Below are 24,942 nucleotides of genomic sequence, written 5' to 3' on the forward strand. Positions count from 1 at the left end.
AGGAGATTAATTATATGGCTACTGGTAGAAATAAAGAAGAAATGAAAGACGTTACATTATTAGGTAATAAGAATAATAAATATGAATTTGACTATGACCCGAGTGTCTTAGAAACATTTGAAAATAAACATCAAGGACGCGACTATTTCGTGAAGTTTAATTGTCCGGAGTTTACATCATTATGTCCGATTACAGAACAACCCGACTTTGCTACTGTCTATATATCATATATTCCAAACGTGAAAATGGTAGAAAGTAAAGCATTAAAATTATATTTATTTAGTTTCCGAAATCATGGCGACTTTCATGAAGATTGCATGAACATTATTTTGAATGACTTAATCGAATTAATGGATCCGAACTATATTGAAGTATGGGGCAAGTTTATGCCTAGAGGTGGTATTTCTATCGACCCTTACACTAATTACGGTAAACCCGGCACTAAATACGAAAAAATGGCAGAACAACGATTATTGCAACATGACATTTATCCAGAACAAGTAGACAACAGATAAGGAGTGTAAATGATGAAAAAGATTAATATTCAAGAAATGAGTATCAATGACATTACGCCAGCCGACTATAACCCACGTATTGATTTAAACGAAAATGATGACGAGTACAAAAAAATTAAAAACAGTATTGAAGAATTTGGTTATGTTGACCCTATTATTTGGAATAAACGTACTGGAAACATTGTAGGCGGACATCAGCGTTACACAGTATTAAAAGACTTAGGTTATGACAAAGTAGACGTATCAGTCGTGGATATGAACGAACAAGATGAAATGGCATTAAATGTCGCACTTAACAAAGTAGAGGGCGAATGGGATAGAAATAAATTGAAAGATGTTATTGAACAATTAGAAGAAGATAGATTAATGTTTACTGGTTTTGATGAAGATGAAATAGACAGTCTTATGAATGACATAAACATTGATGATTTCTTTGAAGAAGAAGAAAAAGAACCTAATCGTGAAGAACAAGACGGCGAAAGTAAATTAGACACAGCGATTGAATTATTAGAGTTAGTTCATAACAAATTAAACGACGTTAACGACGATTATAAAAAGACAGACCTTTATCAAAGTGTTGAATACTTCTTGGAGGGTAACTGATGACGCGTTTATGTTTGGCTAGCTGGACAGCACGACCAGACTTACTATTTGAATTAGAACCACCACATGTCTTAGATAGTTTTTATTATTTGCGTAAAGCGTCAGACAACACACTAAAGAAAATGATGTCTTACATTAAGTCTGACAAGTGTAAGACGTTTATATTAGATAGTGGCGCGTTCACATATATGGAAAGTGCAAAAGTTAGTGACAAATTAATTTATGATGACTTTGAACAATACATTCGTGAATATTGCGATTTTATTAATAAGTGGGATATTGAACATTTTGTAGAAATGGATATAGACCTAGTCGTTGGTATTAAGAAAGTTGAAGAATATCGTAAAACGATCGAACGACTAACAGGTAAACCAGTTATACCAGTATTCCACAGAGAACGTGGAGAAAAATATTTCCACCGTATGTGCGAAGAATATGATTATGTGGCAGTAGGTGGGCTTGTAGGTACGACATACGCACGACAACACTATCATTATTTGCAATGGTTTATAGATGTAGCACATGCAAACAATGCCAAAATACACGGTTTAGGTTTTACGAGTATTGAAGGCTTAAAGAAATATAACTTTGATACAGTAGACAGTACAAGTTGGTTGTCTGGCAGTCGTTTCGCCAGTATAAACGTCTGGAACCCAATTACTAAAAAATTTGATAAATACAATAAGCCTCGAGGGAAACAGACAGTCAAAGGTTTTTACCGTTTAGCTGACAAATATAACGGTAGGGCTTGGATAAGGTTTGGTAAATATTTAGAGAAATTACATCGCGGGAGTGTACTTGAATGGTAGTACACTTCCTTAAAGCATTGTACGAGGCGCAAAAATTAAAAGAGGAGGCAGTAAATATGACAAAAGCTATTGTCGTATTCAGTGGCGGACAAGATAGCACAACGTGTTTATTTTGGGCTATGAAACATTATGATGAAGTTGAAGCTATTACATTTTATTATCAACAAAGACATGATAATGAGGTTGAAGTAGCAAAACAAATTACAAAAGAGTTGGGTGTCGATCATAAGGTTATTGATGTATCACTAATCAATGACTTAACTGTTAACGCATTGACACGTAACACTATGGATATTGAAACAGATAAAGAAACAGGATTACCTAATACATTTGTTCCTGGACGTAATATTTTATTCTTAACTGTGGCAAGTATTGTTGCTTATCAAAGAAAAGCTGACGCGATTGTCACAGGCGTTTGTGAAACAGACTTTAGTGGCTACCCAGATTGTAGAAACGACTTTGTGACTACACTTAATGACGCGCTAATGATCGGACTAGACAAACAAATCAAAATTGAAACGCCACTTATGTGGTTAAACAAAGCAGAAACATGGGCGATGGCTGATGAGTTAGGACAATTAAATTACGTCAGAGATAACACGCTAACATGTTACAACGGTATCAAAGGTGCTGGGTGTGGCAAGTGTCCGGCATGTAAATTAAGAAACAGAGGACTACAAGAGTATTTAAACAATAAGGAGGCATACTAATGTTACAACAATTTTATCCAGTAAAAGCACACAACTATAAATATGAATTGAACAAAGATATGAACTTTGCAGCAGCACATTATATCGACCATGAAAGCGCTGGTAAATGTCAAAACGTACACGGACACACGTATTTCGTTAACATCTCTATTGTAGGTAACAAGTTGCAAGACAATGGTTTTCTAGTTAACTTCCAAGAGTTAAAACGTATCGCACATGGTAAATACGATCACACTTTAATGAACGACCACGACTGGAATGGCGAACAACCGTCAACAGAAGTAGTCGCTAGAACAATTTATCAATCAGTACGCGAGGCACTAACGGCATATGATAATAAACCGCAAGTGTTACAAGTAATCGTTAGAGAAACGCCTACAAGTTATGTGACATATAGTGAACCATTGTCAGATGAATATGACAAAGAACAATCGCCATATGTTTATGTAAGCAATGACAGTGACTTTAATAGTAAACAAATCGACTGGAGTGAGTTTTAATGGCAAAAATACCTTTCTTAGAAGTGTTTGGACCAACAATACAAGGCGAAGGAATGGTTATAGGTAAAAAGACTATGTTCGTTCGTACTTATGGTTGTGACTATGGTTGTGTTTGGTGTGATACAGCTTACACATGGGACGGTAGCGAAAAGGACAACGTACGACGCGCAACACCACAAGAACTATTTGATTTATTAAAAGAAACAGCGGGCGAAAAATCTTTTAGTCACGTAACAGTAAGTGGCGGCAACCCAGCATTAATTGGTCGTGCTATGCAAGAGTTTATAGACATCTGTCATAAGAACGGCGTTAAAGTAGGACTTGAAACACAGGGTAGCATTTGGAAAGAATGGTTTTATGACATTGACGATTTAACAATCAGTCCAAAGCCACCTAGCTCAACAATGAAAACTAATTTCCCTATGTTAGATAAGATCGTCGATAATTTACATCAAGCGAACGTCAATTTCAGTCTTAAAATTGTTTACTTCAACGAGGAGGACAAACAGTACGCAAAAGATGTATTCGCACGATACAGAGGTAAAAATATTCCATACTATCTTTCAGTAGGTAACGCTGAACCATATACTGATAGAGATATAACAAAACAACTTATAGATAAGCTAGATGAGTTATGGGAAGTCGTAATGAATGAACCTGACTTTAACGACGTTCAAGCACTACCACAATTACATGCAATCGTTTGGGGGAATAAACGTGGCGTATAATTTAACTGAAGAACAAATACAAAAGATTAGAAAACATAACAAAGGCGCAAAAGTAAACGACATTAAAAATGCTATGAATGGTATTGAGAACGTTATTGCGTTATGTGGCGAAGATGTTACACGTGACGGTCTACAAGAAACACCGTTTAGAGTTGTAAAAGCATTTATGGAATATACAGAAGGGTACAGAGAAGACCCACAACAACATTTATCTAAGACGTTTGATGTTGAACATGATGAATTGGTTATCGTTAAGGATATTGAATTTAACTCAATGTGTGAACATCACTTCGCACCGTTTTATGGTAGAGTTCACATCGGCTATATCCCTAGTAAAAAAGTAACAGGGTTAAGTAAGTTCGGGCGTATGGTAGACGGCTTTGCTAAACGTTTCCAAGTACAAGAACATTTAACAACACAAATTGCTAACGCTATTGATAACGAACTAGACCCACAAGCAGTTATGGTAGTTGTTGAAGCGCAACACATGTGCATGTGTGGTCGTGGTATTAAGAAATCAACTTCATCAACGACAACAAGTGCCGTTCGTGGAGAATTTAAAGATAGCGCACAATTGCGAAATGAATTTCTGTCGCTGATAAGTAGATAGGTGGTGTAAAAATGGCTAAACGTAGACAGCGCATTACTAACTATAAAGAATGGTTATCAGACGAAAAGTTAAATCAAATTAAGTCGTGGAAAGGCGAGGGCATTTCTCACGAAGAATTAGCAAATCGTATTGGCATCAATCGCACTACACTATATTCGTGGATACAACGTTGTCCGGAAATAGAAGACGCGATCAAACAAGGACAACAACGCACAGTGCAATATATTGAAAATGCACTGATGAAAAAGATTAATGGTTATACGTTACGTGATACTAAACGATACAAAACAACTGACAAAGACGGCAACATAGTTGAACGCATTGAAGTTACTGAAAAAGAAGTTGGACCAGATACATCAGCGATCATTTACGCGCTTAAAGTTAAAGACCCAGACCGTTGGAACGAAAAAATACGCATGGAACATAGTGGTCGTGTAGATAGTACCGTCAATCATTATGCTAACCTTTCAGAAGATGAACTGAAAAAGTTGGCAGGCTATGACTAACATTCCTAATGAAGTTAAAGAGAGGGCTGCTATCGAATTAGCGCGTAAGCATTATAGTTATTACTTGCGTCTAGTACATCATGGCAACTATGAACCTTTAGCACATACTGAATTGATCGCTAGTGAGTTACAACGTATTGTAGACGGCGAACAACGTCATATCATTATTGAAATGCCACCACGACATGGTAAGTCACTCACAGTTACAGAAACGTTTCCGTCGTACTTTGTGGGTAAACACCCTAATAAAAAAGTAATTGTTGCAGCATACGGCGACGGTTTAGCACGTCACTTTGGGCGTTTAAATCGTAATAAATTTATCGAATATGCGCCTAAAGTGTTTAACGTTGAGATTGCTAACGACAACGGCAGCGTGGCTGACTGGAGTGTCTTGGATAATAACGGCGGAATGATAAGCACAGGTATTGGGGGATCAATCACTGGTAAAGGTGCTGACTGTTTGCCAGAAGGTACTTTAATTGATACTGAAAAGGGTCTAATTGATATTAAAGAATTGCACGAAATGAAAGATAAACCAAAAGTATTGTCACTGTCGCATTTATCTAACAAATTGTCTTATAATGTTATAAAAGCAAGTAGGGAGATAAAGGCGAATGAAAAAACAACAATCAAAACAGAAAGTGGGAATACACTTATCTCAACTCCAGACCACAGGCATTATGAGTTTGGACGAGGATACAAAGAGGCAAAAGATTTCAAACAAGGCGACTACCTCACGAAAAAACAAAACATGCGTGAATTGTGGTCAGCAGAAAAGTGGACGCGGTACACTATGCAAAACATGTTATCAGCAAAAACGTGGCAGTTACGTTTCACTTTCTTGCGACAATTGTGGGAATGCTTTTACGAAAAAGAAATACGAGTACGACAAAAAGATACGAAATGGTGGAACTTACTTCTATTGCAGCAAAAGTTGTTCTCAAAAACACCAAAGCTATCTATCGCGAAAAAAATGTATAGTATGCAATCAACCAGTACCCAAAAGAACGATGAAGTATTGTTCACAAGAGTGCAAGCAAAGCGTCAAAAAGAAACAGAAATTGCAATGCCCAAATTGCGACAAAGCATTTTACCCAACATCAGCAAGAACAGTTTATTGTTCGAGGGAATGTGCAGACAAAGCACACAGCAAACGCATGAGAGGAAAAAACAATTCACGTTACAAAAATGGCATGAGTTATGCAAAATGGTTTTCAGAAATGCGTCCTTTAATTTTAGAACGCGACAAAAACAAATGTGCAGTATGCGAAACACAAAACCAAATTCAGAAAGACAATCGATCGAATTTGCACATACACCATATAGACGAAAACCCTTCAAACAACTATGCAACGAATTTAATAACGTTATGCAACAGTTGCCATATAACGCACCACAAATCGAACGTGACGCCGTTCAGTCAGTTACAACAACTAGCGAACGACCGTACAGCGTCTATGACATACAAGTGGAAAGAGATTGTAATTTCTTTGCAAACGATATACTCGTCCACAACTGTCTGATTATAGATGACCCTATTAAAAACGCACAAGACGCACAATCTAAAACAATGCGTGAACGTGTTTGGCAAGAGTGGGAAAGTACATTGTCAACACGTTTACATAAAGGCGCCAGTGTCATAGTTATTATGACACGTTGGCATGAAGATGACTTTGTAGGTCGTTTATTAGAAAACAGTCCTTTTAAATGGGAACGGTTAAGGTTGCCAGCTATCGCGGAAGATGAAAACGATATATTAGGTCGTAATTTAGGCGAACCGTTATCACGTGAATTAGGCTTTGACGAACATTGGGCTGAAAGTAAGAAAATCGAAGTAGGTTCAAGAACGTGGGCGTCACTGTATCAACAAAGACCAGCACCAGAACAGGGTAGCATATTCAAACGTGAGTGGTTACAGTTTGTCGATTATGTTCCAACAAGATATGATGACATGTTGATTAGTTGGGATATGACATTCAAAGACAGTAACGCAAGTGACTATGTTGTCGGACAAGTTTGGTTGAAAGATAAAGCTAACTATTATTGCATTGAACAAGTGAGAGGACAAATGGACTTCACTCAAAGTATGCAAGCAGTAATCAATCTAAAGAATAAATACCCGCGTTGTAGACGTATATTGATCGAGGACAAAGCAAACGGTCCAGCAATTATAAATACGCTTAAAAACAGGATAAGTGGTATTATTCCTATTACGCCTAAAGAAAGTAAAGAGGCAAGAGCGTTTTCTGTTACGCCATTATTCGAGGCTGGTAACGTATTCTTTCATAGAAATATTAGAGAATTGTCAGATATGGTTGAGGAGATCGTAGGCTTTCCAGCAGCAAGCCATGACGATACGGTGGACGCAACAACACAAGCATTAAATTACTTCCAACAACAACCGCAAGCACAAGTTATGGGCGTCAATATTTGGTAACAAAGCCGTACCTAAATAACAGGTACGGTTATTTTTATTTAATAACTATCACATAATGTTAGTATGATTTAAAATGTAACTATAAAATAAATGGAGGTTAGAAGATGAACAATAACAATATAGCAAAGTATCGCCTTAACAATTACGATTGGCAAACCTTTGGTAAAGACGTCATTGTAGATATTCACGGCGATATGTATTATTACAGAAACTTATATGAAGGCAATCATCACGAAATATTCCCACGCGCTATTAATTTAATTAATCGTGGAGAAATTGTTGATGTTTACGCTGACGATAAAATAAACAGCCCTAAAAACGTACGCACACCTTACATCATGTTAAACGTATCGAAGATAATAGTAGATGTGCCTAGCATGTTTGTATCAAGATCAATCGGACAGGTTAAAACAAATCACACAGTTAACAGTATCGGACAAGAAGAAATGAAAGGTAAAGAGAACAACACAGACAACGCACAAGCAAACGAAAACAATTTCGAGACTAATAATACAGATGATGAAACAAACGTCGAAAACAGTACGCAAAAAAACGGAGAAAGTGATTTATTTGAAACAACAGATACAAACGACTTCAATTCAGTAGCACAAGACCCGCAACAAGCAACGATCGACCAAATCATTCAAAATAGTAAATTAAATCACTATATGAATATTACACAGTTACAAGTAGACGGTGGTATCGTTGCAGTACCTAGTATGCGTAACGATCAAATATCAATCGACATCAAAGAACGAAATGTGTACTATCCGCACGATGACGACATGGGCGTTGACCTAGTGTATGAATTACCACAAACCGTTGAAGAAGAAATAAACAAGATTAGTTATGTGCATGTATACACTGAAAGACAAAACGGACAAAGTGTAACAACATATCACAGACTTTATTCACGTAACAAAAACAATGAAATGGAGTTAGTTATCGAGCCAGCTATCATTGAAGATAAATTACGTTTAGGCGAACGATTTAATAATGGCGTGCTTGAGAAAACATTTGCAGGGCGTCAGCGCTTATTCGTTTGTTACTTACCAAATAACCCTACATTCATGAATGAGTTAGGTAACAGTACGTTAAAAGGCTTAGACGGTAAACAAGAAGAGGTTAACTGGACGCTTACACGTACAGCACAAACATTTGAACGTAACGGCAAGCCACGCATTTCAATTCCTAAAGGTACAATGAACACATTAAAACAAATAGCAGCTGACACATACGGTAACGAAAACCAAATCAATCACGAATTATTAGAAGTTACCGAAATAGACGAAGTGACTGGTAAATCTATGGAAATACATCAAATTGACACAACTAAAATTGGCGACATGACTTATGTTAAAGAAATTGTACGTGCTATGTTGGCGGAAACACAAACGTCAGAGAATGCAGTCGAATTAGTTAAACGTGACACAGCTAATTCGCAGTCTGGTACAGCTAAATTCTATGACTTGATCGTGTCTATTATTAAATCTGAACGTATTAGAAACGAATATGTTGAGTTCTTGAAAGACATTATTGAAAGTGCATTGTGGTTCGCTAATAAAAAAGATAGCAGCGTTATTATTGAACGCCCTAATATCATGCTTAAAGACATGTTGCCACAACCTAAACAAGAATTATCTACTGACAATATCGCTAAATATAATGCTAAAGTACAATCGCTTGAAGAAACAGTACGCGCCAACAACCCGGACAAATCAGAAGAATGGGTACAAGAAGAAATACAACGTATTGAAGATGAAAAGAGTAGCACTGACAGTTTGTCACTAACTAATGGCGCTATGAACTTACAACAATTTATGAATAACAGAGATGAAAATGGCGACCCTATCCAAGAAGAAACAGACGGCGAAGAAACAGACAACGAAGATATAAACAGTGATGAAGAATAAAGGAGTGTAGCGAATGGCACTAACACAAGAACAGCTAGACGCTATTGTCCGATATGCTACTGAACAAATAACACAAGTCATTGAAGAAACAAACATATATGACGAGAAGAACACTCAAAGAATGTATTTAGCCATTCAACAAATATATGATGAATTAGGCGCAGTATCTACTGAACAAATACCAGAGATGTTACAAAGTGCATACGTTGATGGTTTGCAACACGCGATCGAGCAATTAGGTAGGTTAGGTATTGGCATGTTAACGTCTAATGAAACGATCGGCAATATTATACAAGCGCCGTTACATGTTGAGGCGATTAGTAATATCATTAGCGATACATTAAGCGACTTGAAAGCAGCTTATAGAACAGCTAACAACTATTCTATTAAACACGTACAAAACGCAATTGATGATGTTAAACAAGAGATTGCTAACGGCATGATCGTTGGCATGACTGACAAACAAATTGCACAACGTGTGGGTAAAAAGTTTAGTGAAAAAGGAATGACGGCATTTGTTACTAAAGACGGTAAGCACTTGCCGTTAGACTTTTACGCTAATACAGTGGTTAAAACTAAAATACAGACAGCCACTAATCATGCACACCTTAACCGTTATGCTGATTTGGAGGTTGGATATATAACTGTTACAGGCAACGTACCAACGTGTCATGAGTGTGCCAGATACCGCGACATTGTATTTAGTACAAAACCAGGCGACCCTGACTTTCCATATATCAATTTATTTACGACATTTCCTAAACACCCTCATTGTCGTTGTAATTTTAAACCTTATATTAAGAAGTTTAAAAGTGATGAACAGCTACAAAAAGATAAAGACAGAGCAAAACAATTCGACCCAAACAAAGATCCACGAACTGAAAACGAAAAGAAACGATATGACGCAGAACAAAAAGCGAAACAAAAAGCACGTCGCAAACGTTTAGCGTTTAACCGTATGCAAGCCAAATTAGGCAAAGACGGTCCACAATCATTTAATGAATTTAAGAATGCTAGCAAGTGGCAATATCACAAGTGGGTAGCACAAATGAATAAAATGTACGACCCACACCAAAAACCTTATGTGCCGTCTAAAAAAGAAGATACTAATTTTAAAGATAATAACAATTCAAACGACAATCGTGTTAAAATAAATATTGACACAAACGGAGATTATTTAACCGTTCAAAATAGATACACCGAAGAAATTATGAAACATATGACCGAAGATGAAAAAGGTATAATAAACGCTTATACATCTGATTATTATTACGATATAAATAAATATTTACTTGATAAACGTAAGGGAATTGATGAAGGTTGGCACGTAGATGTCAAAGATGACGCGTACAAGATTGACGATGTGTTTAATAAATACAATGTACGCACGTTAAAAGACGCAACGTTATATCGTGGTATAAGTGATGAGGAATTGAAATATATTTTAACTAACTTCAAACAACAAGACGGAGACTTTATTTATACGACTGAAACATATAAAAGTACGTCTATTGACGAAAGTCAGACAGACTTTTTCAATACGATAAATAAAGTAGAGTACCATTTGCCTAAAGGTGCAAAAGCTATGAGTTTAGTACCTTTATCAAATATACCGGAAGAAAAAGAAATACTTTTAAATATAAATCAAACGTTTAAATTAGTTAGTTTCGATAAAGACACTAGAAGATTAGTATTAGAATGGATAGGAGATAAATAAAAATGAGAAAACAAAAATCTATGAAAGAGCGTTACGAACTAGACAAACAAATGTACAAAGAAATAGAAGATAAAAACGATAATAGAACGATCGAACAAGTGGCAGAAGATTTTTCTGAAAAACTAAAAAAACTAAAAAAGGTAAGAAACGATAAAAAGTGACACATAAAGACTTAATATGACGCTAAAATAACGTTATGCGTGACAGTGTTTGTGTTTTGTAACGCGTTCCGTTATAATGTGTGCATACTCATTTATACGTTTCGTGTTAAACAGATCGCAAACTCGCAGCTAGTCCTAATAAAAAGGGCTAGCTTTTTTGTTTGCTTTGGAACGTTGAATGATATTCGTATGTCTGGCGTTAACAGACGATCCTATCGGTGTCGAACATCGTTAACAAAACGTAAGGAGAGATTAATATATGGCATTTTCAAGAGATGAATTAAAAGAGATCGGTATATCAGATGAACACGTTGATAGTGTGATGTCGCTTTATGGCAAGAATGTTCAAAGTTTAAAAGACGAAATTGAAAGTCATAAACAAGAAAAGAACCAATTCAAACAAGAAGTGAAATCATATAAAGAACGTGTTAACGAACAAAACGAACAACTTGATGAATTAAAGGTTAAAGCTAGTAAAGGCGAAAATCTTGAAGAACAAATCAACGCGTTACAACAAGCTAACAAAGACAAAGACGCTGAACATGAAAAAGAAATGAACGAGGTTAAATTGCGATATGAGATCGACAATGAACTTAACAGAGCAGGCGCCAAAAATACATTGGCAGTCATGGCGTTAATCAACCGCGACAACATTACTTATGACAGCGAAAAAGGTTTGCGTGGCTTGAGTGAACAACTAGAAGATATTAAGCAATCTGATAGTTACTTGTTTAAATCTGATAATAACGACAACGATAATTCAAGCAGTGCCAATGGCTCAAATAATGGTAGTAGTGACTTTGGTTACAATGCTGGCAATGGCAAAGGTAACAAAGGTGGAGAGGCTGACGCTAACGCGTTAGGCGAAGAATACTATGAACGATTATTTGGAAAAAATAAACAATAAGGAGGAAATATAAATGTCTTTAAAACCTAAAGTAATTAATGAGTTTAACATGACGCCAGAGTTTTTACGTGACGCTAAAAACGTTGAATATACAGTAGGCAACCCAGTATTAGACGCGTCTAAGTTTTCTGAACCTACACCAGTCAAAGCGGGTACAGCAATCTCACGTAATGACGAAACTGGTTTATATGAATTAGTTACTGGTAGCACTTCAAACATTGTTGCTGGCGTGTTAACAGCGAATGACGTTGTTGTATACCCAAAAGAAAACGAAGAAGTATCAGCTATCCGTAAAGCGTCAGTTAGACCCGAACGTATTCACGGCGTTACAGACGCATTCAAAGACGCGACTAAAGGTCGTATCGTTTATGACATTTAATTTTATTTAAAAGGAGGAACAATTGAATGGTATTAGAAGATAAGGCTTTCCAAAAAGCTACCTTACAAGCATTCATCAACAGAGGCGACGCTGATCGCGACGTATCAGTTTATCCGTTAGCTCAAGCGTTCCCTATTGAACAAGTTGAAAGCATTGAAAATGTTTACAACATTATCGAAACACAATTAAACGTAGCAGCGTCAATCACTGGTTTTAATTCTGGTTCTCCAATCAGAAATAAAGGTCAAGGCAAACAAGCAATGGCTAAATTGACTAAAATTCAAGACGCTTATTTCTTAGACGAAAACGACTTAATTCGTTTTAACAACCCACGTTCACAAGACGAATTGACACAAATCGTCAACCAAACATTAATCAACACTAACAATTTAAGTGAAGGCGTTGAAAAAACGAAAGAGTTCTTGCGTGCGCAAATGGCTTACACAGGTAAGTTTGAATATAACGACCCACGTACTGAAACACATATCTCATTTGAATTAGATAGACCTAAAGAAAATGATTTAGTATCAACTACTGAATGGGGTACAGAAGACGCTACTCCTATTACTGATTTATTACTTGCTATTGAGCAATACCAAAAAACAAACGGTAATACTAAACCGGAAGTAATCAACATGAACAGCAAGACACTTGCTAAATTCAAACGTTCTGGACAAATCAAAACAGAATTATATGGCGATAGCCGTTCTCCACGTTTAGTACGTGATAGCGACTTCAACCAATTACTTAATGAGTTTGGTGTTCCAGCTATTCAAGTAGACGATAGCGAAACAGCTATTGAACAATTAGACGGTACTAATAAAGTCTATAAACATTTACCAGACGGACGTGTTGTATTACGTGCAGCAGTGTTAGGTAAAACGTTAAGTGGTCCAAGTGTTGAAAATAACTATGGCAAAGGCAAGTTTGTTGAGGCAGTTATTTCACAAGATCCACACACTGAAAAAACGATCGTTGGAGAAGTAGCATTACCAGTTACACAAAACATCAATGGAACAGTGTTCTTAGATGTTGTAAGTGGCGAAGATACTCCAACAGTTAACCCAGCAGAAACGCCAGAACAATAAGGGGGGTTGTAAGTATGAGTGAATATATAGCGAAAGCTAATATTTTGTTTGACGGTGCAGTTTATTTCACTGGCGAAACGTTACATTTAACTGACGCAGACGCTAGTAGAATTAAACGTTACATTGAACCGATCAACAAGAAAACTAAACAACCTCAACCACAACCAACCAAAGTTGATTATAACGAACTAACTACAAGCGAGTTAAAAAAATTAGTTGAAGAACGCAATCTTGATGTAGTAGCAACAGGTAAAAACGGTTCGCCTATTAAAGCCGATTATGTCAAAGCGTTAGAACAATCTGACGAATAGGACTGATTAAATGAAGATTGAAGATGTATTGAACTATCTCGATTTAATACCAACGCCACAATCATATGAAAATATGGATATAGATACGGCTAAAAAACACGTATTCAATGCACAAGAAGAAGTTAACGACATCTTAATCAAATACCCTACCGTTGATATAAGTCCTCGTATGGTTGCGCTACAAACGATATACAACCTAGAAGGCGAAGAAGAAGGTACGGCTATGATGAGACGTCAAGGCATTACTGACTACACTGTCAAAGATGTTAAAGCAGTGCTTGATAAAGACGTGATTAGTCCAAGCGTATTTGCGATTATAGAGGCGTTAGCTGAACAACAAGTCAACAATAATTTAAGGGTAGGTCGTTTGATATAAAACCAGCTATGAAACAGCGTTTAACATTAAGCGTTCCGAAACTAGACACTAACGGCAAAGTTATGCGTGATAAATACAGTAAACCCTTAACGACAACGCAAGACTTTAAATGCCGTACTCGTGTTCATGGCGAAGAACGACAAAGCAATCAGTTGCGTATAGACGACGCTCGAGATGAAATTGATGTAATGCCTAATGTTCCAGTAGATGAAGGCTTAGAAGTTGAATACACAACAATAAGTGGCAAAGTTAAAAAAGGGACGATCAAAGCAATAGCTGAAACGCCTAATTTAACTGGAAGTAAAATCTACTTTAGGACTTTGATTATTAATGGCTAGACGAAATATAGACATTGATACAAAACAAGTAAAGGCTTTGCAATTGGATATGGGCGGTCGTCAAAAACAATTGGCTACTAATGTTAAACGTGCAGCTAATGAGGTTTTATTAAACGCAGAGAGTGACGCAAAATCACTTTCTCCTAGAGATAAAGGTCGACTTGAAAACAGTATAAATGCCTCAAGAGCAACATACACTGACGGATATGTATCTGGCGTTGTAGGTTCTAATCTTGTTTATGCGTTGCGCAGACATGAAGAACAAGAACGTAAAGGTACTTATCACAAGTATGAAAACGGCGTTAAATATGCTGATTACTATATCAATGGGCGCGGCGAAGTTACACGAGCCAAACCGGAAGTAAGCGGTTATGTACCCGGCAGAAAATATCTCTCAAACGCTTGTGAAATCAATAAAGATAACTGGCGTAATAACATTGGAGATGCAATAGCTGACACATATAGGGGGTTAGGTAAATGATTGAATATAACATTATGCAATTACTACAAAACAATGACCCTTTTGAAATGTTGTTCAGCATTAATTACACGACAGAAAAAGATAATGTCGTGACTGTTTATTCTGTTCCGAGTAATGCGCCTAGTATATATGAGGGCGTTGTTTCCGAAGATAGTTTTCAAATCGTCGTTAAATCATCAGACTTTGATAAGGCAACCGAAATTGCTTATGACATTCAAGAAACGTTGCATAAGTTACAAAATGTGGTTATGCAAATTCAACTAAAAACTAAAACAATTCCCGTAAGAGTTTTCTTTATACGATCATTACACGAGCCAGCTTTGTTAGGCGTTAACGATGATGACGTAATGGAATATTCACTCAATTTCAGAGCGCAACTCAAACGGATAACGGACGCGTAATTATTACGCGTCTTTTTTATATACACATAAGGAGGAAAAGCAATGAAATTCAATCAAGTTGCACCATTTACAGTTGAGGCTGGTCGCATGAAAGAGAAAGCAAATGCTTTTAAACCTAACATGCCTAAACGCCCAGACTTAGCATATAAATTAAATCTACAACATTTCGCACAAGCGACACGTTCTGGCGAAGATGAAATCATGTTCGGCTTAGCTGATATTATTATCGGTAGTGGCGACGACATTATCAAATTCGACGGTAAGAACGGAGACAAAGACAGTTATCTACAAGTTGAGGGTGGTTCAGTTAAGTTTGAACCTACACTAGAAGATATTAAATTCGCTGACTATGGGGATAACCCGTACGACCAACGTGTTATTGGTTACGAAGTAACTATTACAGTAGTAGCAGGTCAAGAAACAATTGACACACTTAAATTAGCGATTGCTGGTACACAAGACGTTAAAGACGGCGAAAAAGTGACAGGCGTTACAGACGCACCATTAGGCGCGTCAAACCGTGCGCGTGCTAAATCAATGCGTATTCACCCACGTTTCGCTGGTAACGATCATTCACGTGACATCAACTTATACAAAGTAGCGACTAACTCTGACGTAGAACGAGCTTTTGCAAACGAGCAAGGTTCATTCGAAATGGAGTTCGTAGCATATGCGCGTGACAACGCTGACGCTAACAAACCAGGCAACTATTTCTTCACAGGCGAACACGATCCTAACAACGTACTTCCGTCTTATGAAGAATTAGTTGGTGGCGAAAGCGATCAAGCAACTATGGGCGAATTATCTGGTAGCGGTCAATCATTACCAGAAACAGACGGAACTGACTAAACAAACGTCTAAAATACGCTTATTTAACACACAGCTAACGCACACGAAACGACAATTCATTTTAGGATAAATAATACCTAGAATGTATATCGTGTCTGTGCGTTGCTTTAAATAACTTTTTATTTAAAACGACATTCGAGGTATTAAATATATCTCCTTCAACCTTTTATTTTAGGAAACAAACACATCAGAATACCCAACAACTAGGCGACTTAAAAGGTCGCCTTTTTTTATTGCAATAAATAACCATGATTAAAAAATATTAAATGAAAAAGGAGTTACTCAATTATGACTAACACAATCAATATCAAATCAATTCAAGAAAATCGCGACGGATCAATCGAAGTATTAAATCAATCAACAGAGGTAGCAATTAAACCTATCCGACCAGTACAATTCGGCAAGTTAACAAAAGTAGTGAACGCAACTATCAAAGACTTACAAAAAAATGAAGATTTCAAGAAAACAGTTCAAAACTTATTTGGAGAATACGCAGACGGTTTCACTTTAGTTGATTTAATTCGTAGTGAAGACTTCAACGTTTTCAACATTTTAGACGCAGTAGGTTTCTTATTAGAAGAAACGCCAGAACGTGTATTTGAAATTGTTTCAATTATGTCTGGTATTGATAGAACATTTGTTGAAAATCAAGACATGGATACGTTCTTTGACTTAGTTGAAAAAGTGATCGAAGTTAACGACATCGAAAAAATTGTTAAACGTATTCAACGCTTATCTTCACAAATGGGAAAGGCGTTCAATTTCCTAATTCCTCAAACGGACGAACAACAACCGAAAGCAGTGAACAACAAGTAACATCTTTAGAGATTGAAGATGTGCTTGTATATAAACTTGCACCGGTACTTGGCGGACGACGTGAAGTATTAGAAACCCCTTTTGTTGATTGTTTAGGTTATTTGATAGCCGAGTTTGAAAAAGACGAACAAAAAGCAAACGAAGAGGCACAACGCTTATATCTAAACCACATTTCAAGAATGTTATCTAAACGAGAAAGTAAAGAGGCACAAAAACAGAATGAAAAGTTCATGAAGCAGATCAGTCCAAACAACACGAAAACATCAAACGCGCCTAAACAACACAGAATGGTTGGTAACAAAAAACTTGAATGGGACAGTTTAGACAAATTAAAAGCGTTAGAAAACCGATAAGAAAGGGGGAAACGCAATGGCAGAAGTTAACAAAGTCGAGGTTGGCTTTGGCGCTAACGTCCGCGACTTCAATCGCGGTGTAGATAAAATGCAACGTAAGTTAGCCGAGTTCGAGGCGCAAGCTGATAAGAACACAGCTAACGTGAACAAACGTTTTGACTTAATGAGTGGGTCGTTAGGTAAAGTTGAAAAGCAATTAGGCGGCTTTGGCGATAATGTCGATTTATCACACTTACAAGATAAGTTACAGGTTGCTCAAAAAGAATTTACGGAAACTGGAAAAGTTAGTGAAGATAGTTTTCTCAAATTAGAAACAGCGATCAATAGTGTTGATTTTTCTCAACTAGACGCTAAAGCTACAAAGTCAATTCAACATATTAATAATGACTTTGGTAAATTAAGTAAGCAGTTAGATAAAGCTAAAAACTTCCGTTTCGCTGAAGAAATGCCGGAAGATATTAGACGTGTTGCATTTGAGTTCTCAAAGCTACAAAATGACATGAAAAAAAACGAATTGTCATTTAGACAATTACGTCAAAGCATGAGTACCAAAGACTTTGAAAACTATAAAAAGGCTATTATTAGTGTACGTGGTTCAATGTCAGCGTTTGAAAAAGAAATTAGAGATACAGGAACAGTATCAAGTAAAACGTTTTATGACTTGAATAACAGTGTTAAGCAAGTAGACTTTGGTATGTTACCTAAACAAAGTTTCAAAGCGTTTAACAGCGTAAGAACACATATTAAAAGTGTTGAAACAGAGTTTAACCGAATGAATACAAGCATGACGCGTACACAAAACAGATTTAATATATTTAGAAATGTTCTAAATAAAGGTGCTAGCGGTTTAAAAACACGGTTTAACGATACAATAAACACATTTAACCGTTGGGGTACTGTATTCCGAAACATGCAAGAAGTAGGCGAGCATTTCTTTGGTGGCGTCTTGATACCAATGTTAAGTAACTTAGTACCAGTAGCCGGTACAGCTACAACAAGCATTATGGGAATTGCTAACGGACTAATGTCTGTTGGCGGCGCAGCAGTCGGTTTAGGTGGCGCTTACGGAATTGCATTAGGTGCTATTAAAGCATTTAGCGCACAGGGTTCTTATGCCTTACAAATGCTAGAGGACGGTACATTAAGAAGTACAGCTGAGGTTAGACGATACCAACAATCATTAGACGCTTTAAAAGGTAGTTGGGAAGGTTTAATAGCACAAAATCAAAGCGCTATATTTAATACTATGACAAATGGTATTAATGCAGCACGTTTTGCTTTAGGTACATTAAACCCGTTTTTAACTAAAACAGCTAGTTTGATCGAAAACGCTAGTGGCAAAATGCTAAATTGGTTAAGAACATCAAACAATGCTAAAGGCGTATTTAATATGCTTAACACTACCGGCGTTTCATCATTCAGAAATGTATTAAATGCTGGTGGAATGTTTGGCGACGGACTTGCAGCTATAATCAGACAATTAGGTCCATTAATTAGTTATATGTCTAACGGACTTGAAAACATGGCTAGACGTTTCCAAACATTTGCAAATAGTAAACAAGCGCAACAAGGTATTGCTGATTTTACAAACTACACCAAAGCAAATTTACCGATTGTCGGTAGCATATTTGGAAATACATTTAGAGGTATTTTCAACTTATTCAGAGCGTTTAGCGGACAAACTACTTGGGCGATGAAAGGTCTAGACGGTTTAACAGCGAAATTCGAAAACTGGAGTGCCAACCTTTCAAAAACGCAAGGCTTTAAAGACTTTATTAAATTCACAAGAGATAACGCACCAGTAGCCGGTAAATTCATCGGAAACTTGTTCGATGTCATTGTTGAGTTAGTAAAAGCCTTAGCGCCTATAAGTGCCGTTGTTTTAAGATATACGACAGCTTTCTTAGGCTGGACGGCAGCAATGATGAAAGCGCACCCGTGGATAGGTAAAGTTGTAGCAGCTTTATTATTATTTGGTGGCGCACTTAAAACAATGACCTTTATCGGAATATTTATAAATAATATTCTTGGCTTGCGTCGTGCATTAGTGTTATTAGTTGGTGCGCAAAAATTAGCTTCATTTGCTGGTGGTATCTTTACAGCGTCAGCAGTTAAACAAAATGGCATAATCAAGACGTTAAAACTTGCTTATACCGGTTTAGTTACTAAAATTAAGTCATTTGATTTAGCACAAAAAATGGCGGCATTAAGAACTAAAATGCTTAATGCTTATATCGTTGTTCAAAACGGTATAATGCGCGCGTCTCGAAATGTTTGGACAGCGTTGCGTACACGTATTGCCGCAGTTATAATCGCGACTAGAATTCACATGTCTACATTGAAAGCGTCAATCTTAACATCAAGAGCGTGGACTTTAGCAAGCAAAGCAGCAGCAGCAGCCACTAAAGGTTTAGGCATGGCGTTACGATTTATGACTGGTCCAGTTGGTATCATCATCACTATTATTGGTGCATTAGTTGCGGTAGTTATTCACTTATGGAAAACAAACGCAACATTCAGAAATGGTGTAATAAGTATCTGGAACAGTATCAAGTCAGCAGCGTTGTCGATATTCGGTTCTATTGGTTCGTTCTTAAAAGGTGTTTGGAATGGTATAGCACAAGCATGGACAGCTAGTTGGAACTATATTAAAGCAGCAGCGTCGATTGCTTGGAATGGTATTAAATTTGCTATTCAACACCCTATTCAAGCGCTAAAATTAGCACTTCAAACAATTTGGAATGCCATTAAATTAAGCGCTACATTATCATGGAACGCCATTAAAGCAGCCGTTATGTTCATAATTAGGTCTTGGCTAACTGGAGTTAAATTCTACTTCGGTTTATGGAAAACAGTCATTACAGCCGTATGGAATGCGATCAAGTTTATTTCAGTTACAGCTTGGAACGGCATTAAAAATGCAGTCATGTTTATCATTAGAGGCTGGCTTGCTAGCGTTAGATTGTCATTAAATATGTGGAAGGCAGTATTTACAGCAGTATGGAATGCGATCAAGTTTGTTTCAATCACTGTTTGGACTTCTATTAAAAATTCAGTCTTATTTATTGTACGAAGTTTAATCAATGGAATTAAGTTTGTAGTAACTGGCTTGCGAACTTTCTTTGTTACAACTTGGACTTTCATCAAAACAATTTCAATAACACTATGGAACGCTATTAAAAACGCCGTTGTCAATTCGGCTAGACGATTAGTAAATGGCGTTAAACTTGTTGTTGGCGCGCTAAAAACTTGGTTCGTAAATACATGGAACTATATCAAGACAAGAACAGTTGCAATCGTTAACTTAATTAGAACATTAGTTGTATTAGCATTCCGTAAATTGTCTAACGGTGTACGTCTTGTCATAAGCACACTTAAAAACTGGCTAATCAAAACGTGGACGTTTATTAAGAATAGAATTGTTGCTATTGCTAGACTAATTTGGACTGGCGTTAAACTTGCGTTTACTAAATTAAGTGCAAGCATACGATCAATAACAACAGCTTTAAGAAACTGGCTAATCAAAGCGTGGAACTACATTAAAACAAAAGTAGTTAACGCCGTAAGAATTATGGTTAAAAGTGTAATCAGTTTCTTTAGCAAGTTATCTAAAAACATTAGAAGTATTACAACAGCGTTAAGAAACTGGATCGTTAAAGCATGGAATTACATCAAGAATAAGATTGTGTCGATCGTAAAAGGTATTTGGAAAACTGTTACAAGTTACTTTAGAAAATTAAGTAACACGATTAAATCAATCAACAACAGTATTAAGAAATTCCTATACCGTGTATGGACGCAAATTAGAGATAAAGTTGTTTCACTTGCTAAATCAATGTGGAGTAAAGTTAAAGGCACATTCACAGCAATGAAAAATGGCGTGTCTAACTTAACTAGCAAGGCTAGAAATAGCGTTGTAAATCACTGGAAGAAAATGAAATCTAGTGTAACTGGCTTAGCTAGTAGCATGTGGAAGAAAGTTAAAGGCACGTTCTCAACTATGAGCGGTGGCATTAAAAACTATGCTGGTAAAATTAAAGGTCATATGAACGGCATGGTTAAAGGCGTCAAAACAGGTTTAAATAAACTTATTGAGGGCGTTAACTGGGTCGGAGATAAACTTGGTATGGGTAAACAAATGATTAAACCTATCAAGTTGTCTACTGGTACAGGTAACGCGAGACGTTATGTGTCTAATGGTAAAATTAATCAAGACACAATGGCAGTTGTAGGCGATAAAGGTCGCGGCAATGGTAAAGGTGGCTTCAGAAACGAGACAATCACTTATCCTAACGGCAAATCAATTATAACGCCTGACACTGACACACTCGCTTATTTACCTAAAGGCTCAACAGTACGCAGCGGCGCACAAACGCAAGCAGCTTTTAGTGAAGGTACTTTACCTAGATTTAGTTTAGGTTCGTTTGTAAGCGGCGCGAAAAACAAAGTATCTAACTTGTTAGGTGGAGGCAAGAAACCGGAGAAACACAAAAAAGGCGGCAATCTTGTCGGAGATGTTGTCGGTAAAGCAGCAGAAGGTACAAAAGCCTTAGCTGGTAAAGTAGTCGAAGGTGGTAAAGCAGTTGTAAGTGACGCGCTTGAAAAAGCCTCAAAAGGTAAAGACTGGTTAAAAGATAAAATCGGCGATGTCATGGACTGGATAGACAAGCCTGGTAAATTAGTTAACAAAGTCTTAGAAGGCTTTGGCGTTAACTTTGATTTCCTTAAAAAAGCTGAAATGCCGTTCAAACTAATGTCTGGAATGATGAAAAAAGTCAAAGACGCAGTTAAAAAACAATTCACAGAATGGTTCGACGAAATGGGCGGTGGCGAAGGTGGTTGGGTAGATATATCCAAAGGAATAAACTTCCCATTCAGTCCTAACGGTCACGCACCCGGCTATCCATTTGCCGGTCCACATATGGGCGTCGATTTAAACTACAAATATGACAAACTTTACTCAACTCACAGTGGTACAGCAACAGGTAAATCGGGCTGGAACGGTGGTTTCGGTAATAGTATGTGGATAGACGCAGCAAATGCAACGCGTATCATATACGGTCACATGAGCAAACTCGCGTTCAAAGGACCTAAAAAAGTACACCCTGGCTCATATCTTGGTGTATCAGGTAATACAGGGCGTTCATCAGGACCACACTTACACTATGAAATGCAGAAAAATGGTAAACCTATTGACCCTATGCCTTTCTTGAAAAAGCAATCAAAAGGCGGAGGTAAATCTGGTGGCTCACGTGCAGCAAGTAAATGGCGTCCGGAAATTATCAAAGCGTTAAAAGCTAATGGTTTACCAACAAGCAGTAACTATGTCAACGCATGGATAAGACAAGTACAAAGTGAAAGTGGCGGTAACGCTGGTGCCGTTCAAGGAAACATTGGGGATATAAATAACAGAACTGGTAATCTTGCAAGAGGTTTACTACAAGTAATCCCACCAACATTCGCCGCAAACAAACTACCGGGTCACGGCAACATCATGAATGGTTTAGATAACGCAATGGCAGCTATCAATTACGCTAAAAAACGTTATGGTAGAACAGGAATGTTGCAAGTTATCGGTCACGGTCACGGTTATAAAACTGGTGGCATAGTAAACAGTCAACAACTTGCTTGGTTAGCAGAGGGCGGTTTCAGTGAGAGTGTTATTTCACATGACCCAGCTAACAGAGTTAAGTCTAAAGCCATTTATGACCGTACAGGCGAAATGCTTGGCTTTAATGATGATACTGAAATCTTGTTACGTGTTGAACAACTACTTGCAGAACACAACTACCATGCACGTAACATTGATGAAAACACTAGACGTCAAGCTGATAAATCAAGCGTAATTCAAATGAACGGACGTGCCGTTGCCAAAGAAATTGCTGAAGATACAAATACGGAAATTAAACGTATCGAGGCACGTAAAACTAAATTTAGAAAAGGGGGAGGTAGATAAATGAGTAACTTTTCATTTAATGGTAAGCGTAAAAATTATTGCGATTATCTCGATTACACGTCCGCATGGGGACAAAATCGAGAAGTAGAAATTACTGATGTGAAAGGGCGCCCGGGTGGCGTCCTTACTTCTATTAATCAAAAACCTAGAGAGATAGAAATATCAGTATTAGTTGACGCTTACAACAGCACACAAACCCTAGAACAATTAGCAGATGATTTCGTGGACTGGTTATCTACTGACGAGCCAAAGCCACTTATATTTGATAGGGAACCGGACAAAATTTATTACGCTATTTTAGAAAGTCAAATTGACAAAGATTACTTTGTGACATTTGGTAAAGCAACCGTGAAATTCATTTGTCCTGATCCGTATAAATACGCATTAAAAGGTACAAAGAACACAGCAATATCAGATCAAGATACATTGGTTAATACTGGTACAGCAGACACACCTATTATCGTTACAGCAACAGCGTTAAAAAATTCAAGTTACTTCATGATTACAAAAGAAGATGAAGATTATTTCATGATTGGCGATGACGATTTAAACAAAGTAGTCAAAGATTATGAGCCTTCAATATTTAACGATGAAATGCGATCGTTCTTTAGTTGGACTAAAAAGACTAATGCAACTACCAATGATAATTACACAGGTGGTAGTGTAGGCGGTTCAATGGTTATGAGTTCGTCAAAAGACGCATTCATGTTAAACGAAGATACAATCACGTCTGACACAGGTTGGAATGGTGCAGAGTACACACATTCATTTGGTAAAAGTGTAAAAGACTTTAGTTCAACTGTAAAAATACACGTTAACCAAAAGAAAAAAGGTGCTACACATGCAACGCAGTATATTTACGATACTGACAATCGTGTTATTGCGTCGATCGGTTATAGTAACGCAAGAGCAAGTCAGAATATAGGTACAATATATGTCAGTGTGTACGACCAAAACGGCAATCAAAAAGTTATATACAGATATACAAACCCACCTAAATTTTACACTTGGGAACACATAGTCATATATATGCGTCTTAAACGCATTGGCGATACATTTTATATTAAGACATGGAAATATGAAGAAGTTGATTATCCTAAACGTGTAATTCCAGTTGATGTGTCTAACGCAACATGGCGTGACGCAGGTAATTTTTATCAACGACCAGTAAGTTCAGTTGGTATTTATTTAGCCAAAAATGGTAAGTCGTATCATATGCCTACAACGATATTAGGTTCATACAATCACGAAATATTACCTAAACCAAAAAATGCTCGCGACATGATTATTAAAAAAGGCGATATTATCAACATAGATATGCAAAATAAAACAGTAACAATCAACGAAGAACCAGCGTTAAATCTTAAAACATTCGGTAGTGATTTCTTTAATATTAATAAAGGTGTCACTGAATGTATTATCGAACCAGCAAATACTTTTGACACGACAATATACTGGCAAGATAGATACTTATAGAA

Annotated in this window: 24 protein-coding genes and 1 pseudogene; all 25 read left to right on the forward strand. The window is 37.0% G+C overall.

From position 1 onward, the window contains the following. Positions 1 to 14: 14 nt before the first annotated feature. The 25 genes and pseudogenes from queF (at position 15) to F1592_RS00885 (ending at position 24,940) form a co-directional block, all read left to right on the forward strand. On the forward strand, positions 15 to 515 hold the full coding sequence (gene queF / locus F1592_RS00770) for a preQ(1) synthase (protein WP_104948310.1): 501 nt from the start codon (positions 15 to 17) through the stop codon (positions 513 to 515). Between the two features lie 12 nt (positions 516 to 527). After that, a complete protein-coding gene (locus tag F1592_RS00775) occupies positions 528 to 1,118 on the forward strand; it encodes a ParB N-terminal domain-containing protein (RefSeq protein ID WP_188294657.1) in 591 nt (196 codons plus the stop codon). Next, positions 1,118 to 1,927, forward strand: a complete 810-nt coding sequence (locus F1592_RS00780) for a hypothetical protein (RefSeq protein WP_149809466.1) — start codon at positions 1,118 to 1,120, stop codon at positions 1,925 to 1,927. The genes F1592_RS00775 and F1592_RS00780 overlap by 1 nt, the downstream gene beginning before the upstream one ends. Beyond that, positions 1,921 to 2,637, forward strand: a complete 717-nt coding sequence (gene queC, locus F1592_RS00785) for a 7-cyano-7-deazaguanine synthase QueC (RefSeq protein WP_223197192.1) — start codon at positions 1,921 to 1,923, stop codon at positions 2,635 to 2,637. Before F1592_RS00780 ends, queC begins: the two co-directional genes overlap by 7 nt. Beyond that, positions 2,637 to 3,032 (forward strand): annotated as a pseudogene (queD, locus tag F1592_RS00790) (6-carboxytetrahydropterin synthase QueD); the annotation flags it as partial. The gene queC and the pseudogene queD, both read left to right, overlap by 1 nt. A gap of 104 nt (positions 3,033 to 3,136) precedes the next feature. Continuing rightward, entirely contained in the window at positions 3,137 to 3,865 is a 729-nt protein-coding gene (queE, locus tag F1592_RS00795) for a 7-carboxy-7-deazaguanine synthase QueE (protein WP_149809464.1), read from the forward strand. Next, positions 3,855 to 4,475 (forward strand): GTP cyclohydrolase I FolE, encoded by a 621-nt coding sequence (gene folE, locus F1592_RS00800; RefSeq protein WP_398575149.1) that lies wholly within the window; start codon positions 3,855 to 3,857, stop codon positions 4,473 to 4,475. Before queE ends, folE begins: the two co-directional genes overlap by 11 nt. 11 nt (positions 4,476 to 4,486) lie before the next feature. Next, positions 4,487 to 4,981 carry a helix-turn-helix domain-containing protein gene (locus tag F1592_RS00805; protein ID WP_149809463.1) on the forward strand — a complete coding sequence of 165 codons (495 nt, stop codon included), beginning with the start codon at positions 4,487 to 4,489 and terminating at the stop codon, positions 4,979 to 4,981. Beyond that, positions 4,974 to 7,418 carry a phage terminase large subunit gene (gene terL / locus F1592_RS00810; RefSeq protein WP_149809462.1) on the forward strand — a complete coding sequence of 815 codons (2,445 nt, stop codon included), beginning with the start codon at positions 4,974 to 4,976 and terminating at the stop codon, positions 7,416 to 7,418. The genes F1592_RS00805 and terL overlap by 8 nt, the downstream gene beginning before the upstream one ends. 104 nt (positions 7,419 to 7,522) lie before the next feature. Then, positions 7,523 to 9,331, forward strand: coding sequence for a hypothetical protein (locus F1592_RS00815; RefSeq protein ID WP_149809461.1), 1,809 nt, complete (start codon positions 7,523 to 7,525; stop codon positions 9,329 to 9,331). 13 nt (positions 9,332 to 9,344) lie between these two features. Then, a complete protein-coding gene (locus F1592_RS00820) occupies positions 9,345 to 11,048 on the forward strand; it encodes a phage minor capsid protein (protein ID WP_149809460.1) in 1,704 nt (567 codons plus the stop codon). 2 nt (positions 11,049 to 11,050) lie between these two features. Beyond that, positions 11,051 to 11,209: a hypothetical protein gene (locus F1592_RS13555; protein ID WP_188294658.1), complete on the forward strand. Its 159-nt coding sequence runs from the start codon at positions 11,051 to 11,053 to the stop codon at positions 11,207 to 11,209. Between the two features lie 259 nt (positions 11,210 to 11,468). Then, positions 11,469 to 12,116 (forward strand): phage scaffolding protein, encoded by a 648-nt coding sequence (locus F1592_RS00825; protein ID WP_149809459.1) that lies wholly within the window; start codon positions 11,469 to 11,471, stop codon positions 12,114 to 12,116. Between the two features lie 13 nt (positions 12,117 to 12,129). Next, positions 12,130 to 12,495: a hypothetical protein gene (locus F1592_RS00830; RefSeq protein ID WP_149809458.1), complete on the forward strand. Its 366-nt coding sequence runs from the start codon at positions 12,130 to 12,132 to the stop codon at positions 12,493 to 12,495. Positions 12,496 to 12,521: 26 nt separating this feature from the next. Continuing rightward, the gene (locus tag F1592_RS00835; protein WP_149809457.1) at positions 12,522 to 13,583 is read left to right on the forward strand and encodes a major capsid protein; all 1,062 of its coding nucleotides are present in this window, start codon (positions 12,522 to 12,524) and stop codon (positions 13,581 to 13,583) included. Positions 13,584 to 13,597: 14 nt separating this feature from the next. Next, on the forward strand, positions 13,598 to 13,894 hold the full coding sequence (locus tag F1592_RS00840) for a hypothetical protein (RefSeq protein ID WP_149809456.1): 297 nt from the start codon (positions 13,598 to 13,600) through the stop codon (positions 13,892 to 13,894). Between the two features lie 10 nt (positions 13,895 to 13,904). Continuing rightward, positions 13,905 to 14,270, forward strand: coding sequence for a hypothetical protein (locus F1592_RS00845; protein ID WP_149809455.1), 366 nt, complete (start codon positions 13,905 to 13,907; stop codon positions 14,268 to 14,270). A gap of 8 nt (positions 14,271 to 14,278) precedes the next feature. Next, entirely contained in the window at positions 14,279 to 14,608 is a 330-nt protein-coding gene (locus F1592_RS00850; protein ID WP_223197193.1) for a hypothetical protein, read from the forward strand. After that, positions 14,601 to 15,089, forward strand: a complete 489-nt coding sequence (locus tag F1592_RS00855; protein ID WP_149809454.1) for an HK97 gp10 family phage protein — start codon at positions 14,601 to 14,603, stop codon at positions 15,087 to 15,089. The genes F1592_RS00850 and F1592_RS00855 overlap by 8 nt, the downstream gene beginning before the upstream one ends. Next, on the forward strand, positions 15,086 to 15,490 hold the full coding sequence (locus F1592_RS00860) for a minor capsid protein (RefSeq protein WP_149809453.1): 405 nt from the start codon (positions 15,086 to 15,088) through the stop codon (positions 15,488 to 15,490). Before F1592_RS00855 ends, F1592_RS00860 begins: the two co-directional genes overlap by 4 nt. Before the next feature lie 42 nt (positions 15,491 to 15,532). Beyond that, positions 15,533 to 16,339 (forward strand): hypothetical protein, encoded by an 807-nt coding sequence (locus F1592_RS00865; RefSeq protein WP_188294659.1) that lies wholly within the window; start codon positions 15,533 to 15,535, stop codon positions 16,337 to 16,339. A 288-nt stretch (positions 16,340 to 16,627) separates the two neighbouring features. Next, a complete protein-coding gene (locus F1592_RS00870) occupies positions 16,628 to 17,155 on the forward strand; it encodes a hypothetical protein (RefSeq protein WP_149809452.1) in 528 nt (175 codons plus the stop codon). Positions 17,156 to 17,175: 20 nt separating this feature from the next. Beyond that, complete coding sequence (locus F1592_RS00875) at positions 17,176 to 17,508, forward strand: hypothetical protein (protein ID WP_223197194.1); 333 nt, start codon at positions 17,176 to 17,178, stop codon at positions 17,506 to 17,508. A gap of 16 nt (positions 17,509 to 17,524) precedes the next feature. Continuing rightward, a complete protein-coding gene (locus tag F1592_RS00880) occupies positions 17,525 to 23,464 on the forward strand; it encodes a peptidoglycan DD-metalloendopeptidase family protein (RefSeq protein ID WP_149809451.1) in 5,940 nt (1,979 codons plus the stop codon). Further along, the gene (locus F1592_RS00885; protein ID WP_149809450.1) at positions 23,465 to 24,940 is read left to right on the forward strand and encodes a distal tail protein Dit; all 1,476 of its coding nucleotides are present in this window, start codon (positions 23,465 to 23,467) and stop codon (positions 24,938 to 24,940) included. Positions 24,941 to 24,942: the final 2 nt, after the last annotated feature.

This window comes from Staphylococcus sp. GDX7P312P (assembly GCF_008385775.1).
Taxonomy (GTDB): Bacteria; Bacillota; Bacilli; order Staphylococcales; family Staphylococcaceae; genus Staphylococcus; species Staphylococcus haemolyticus.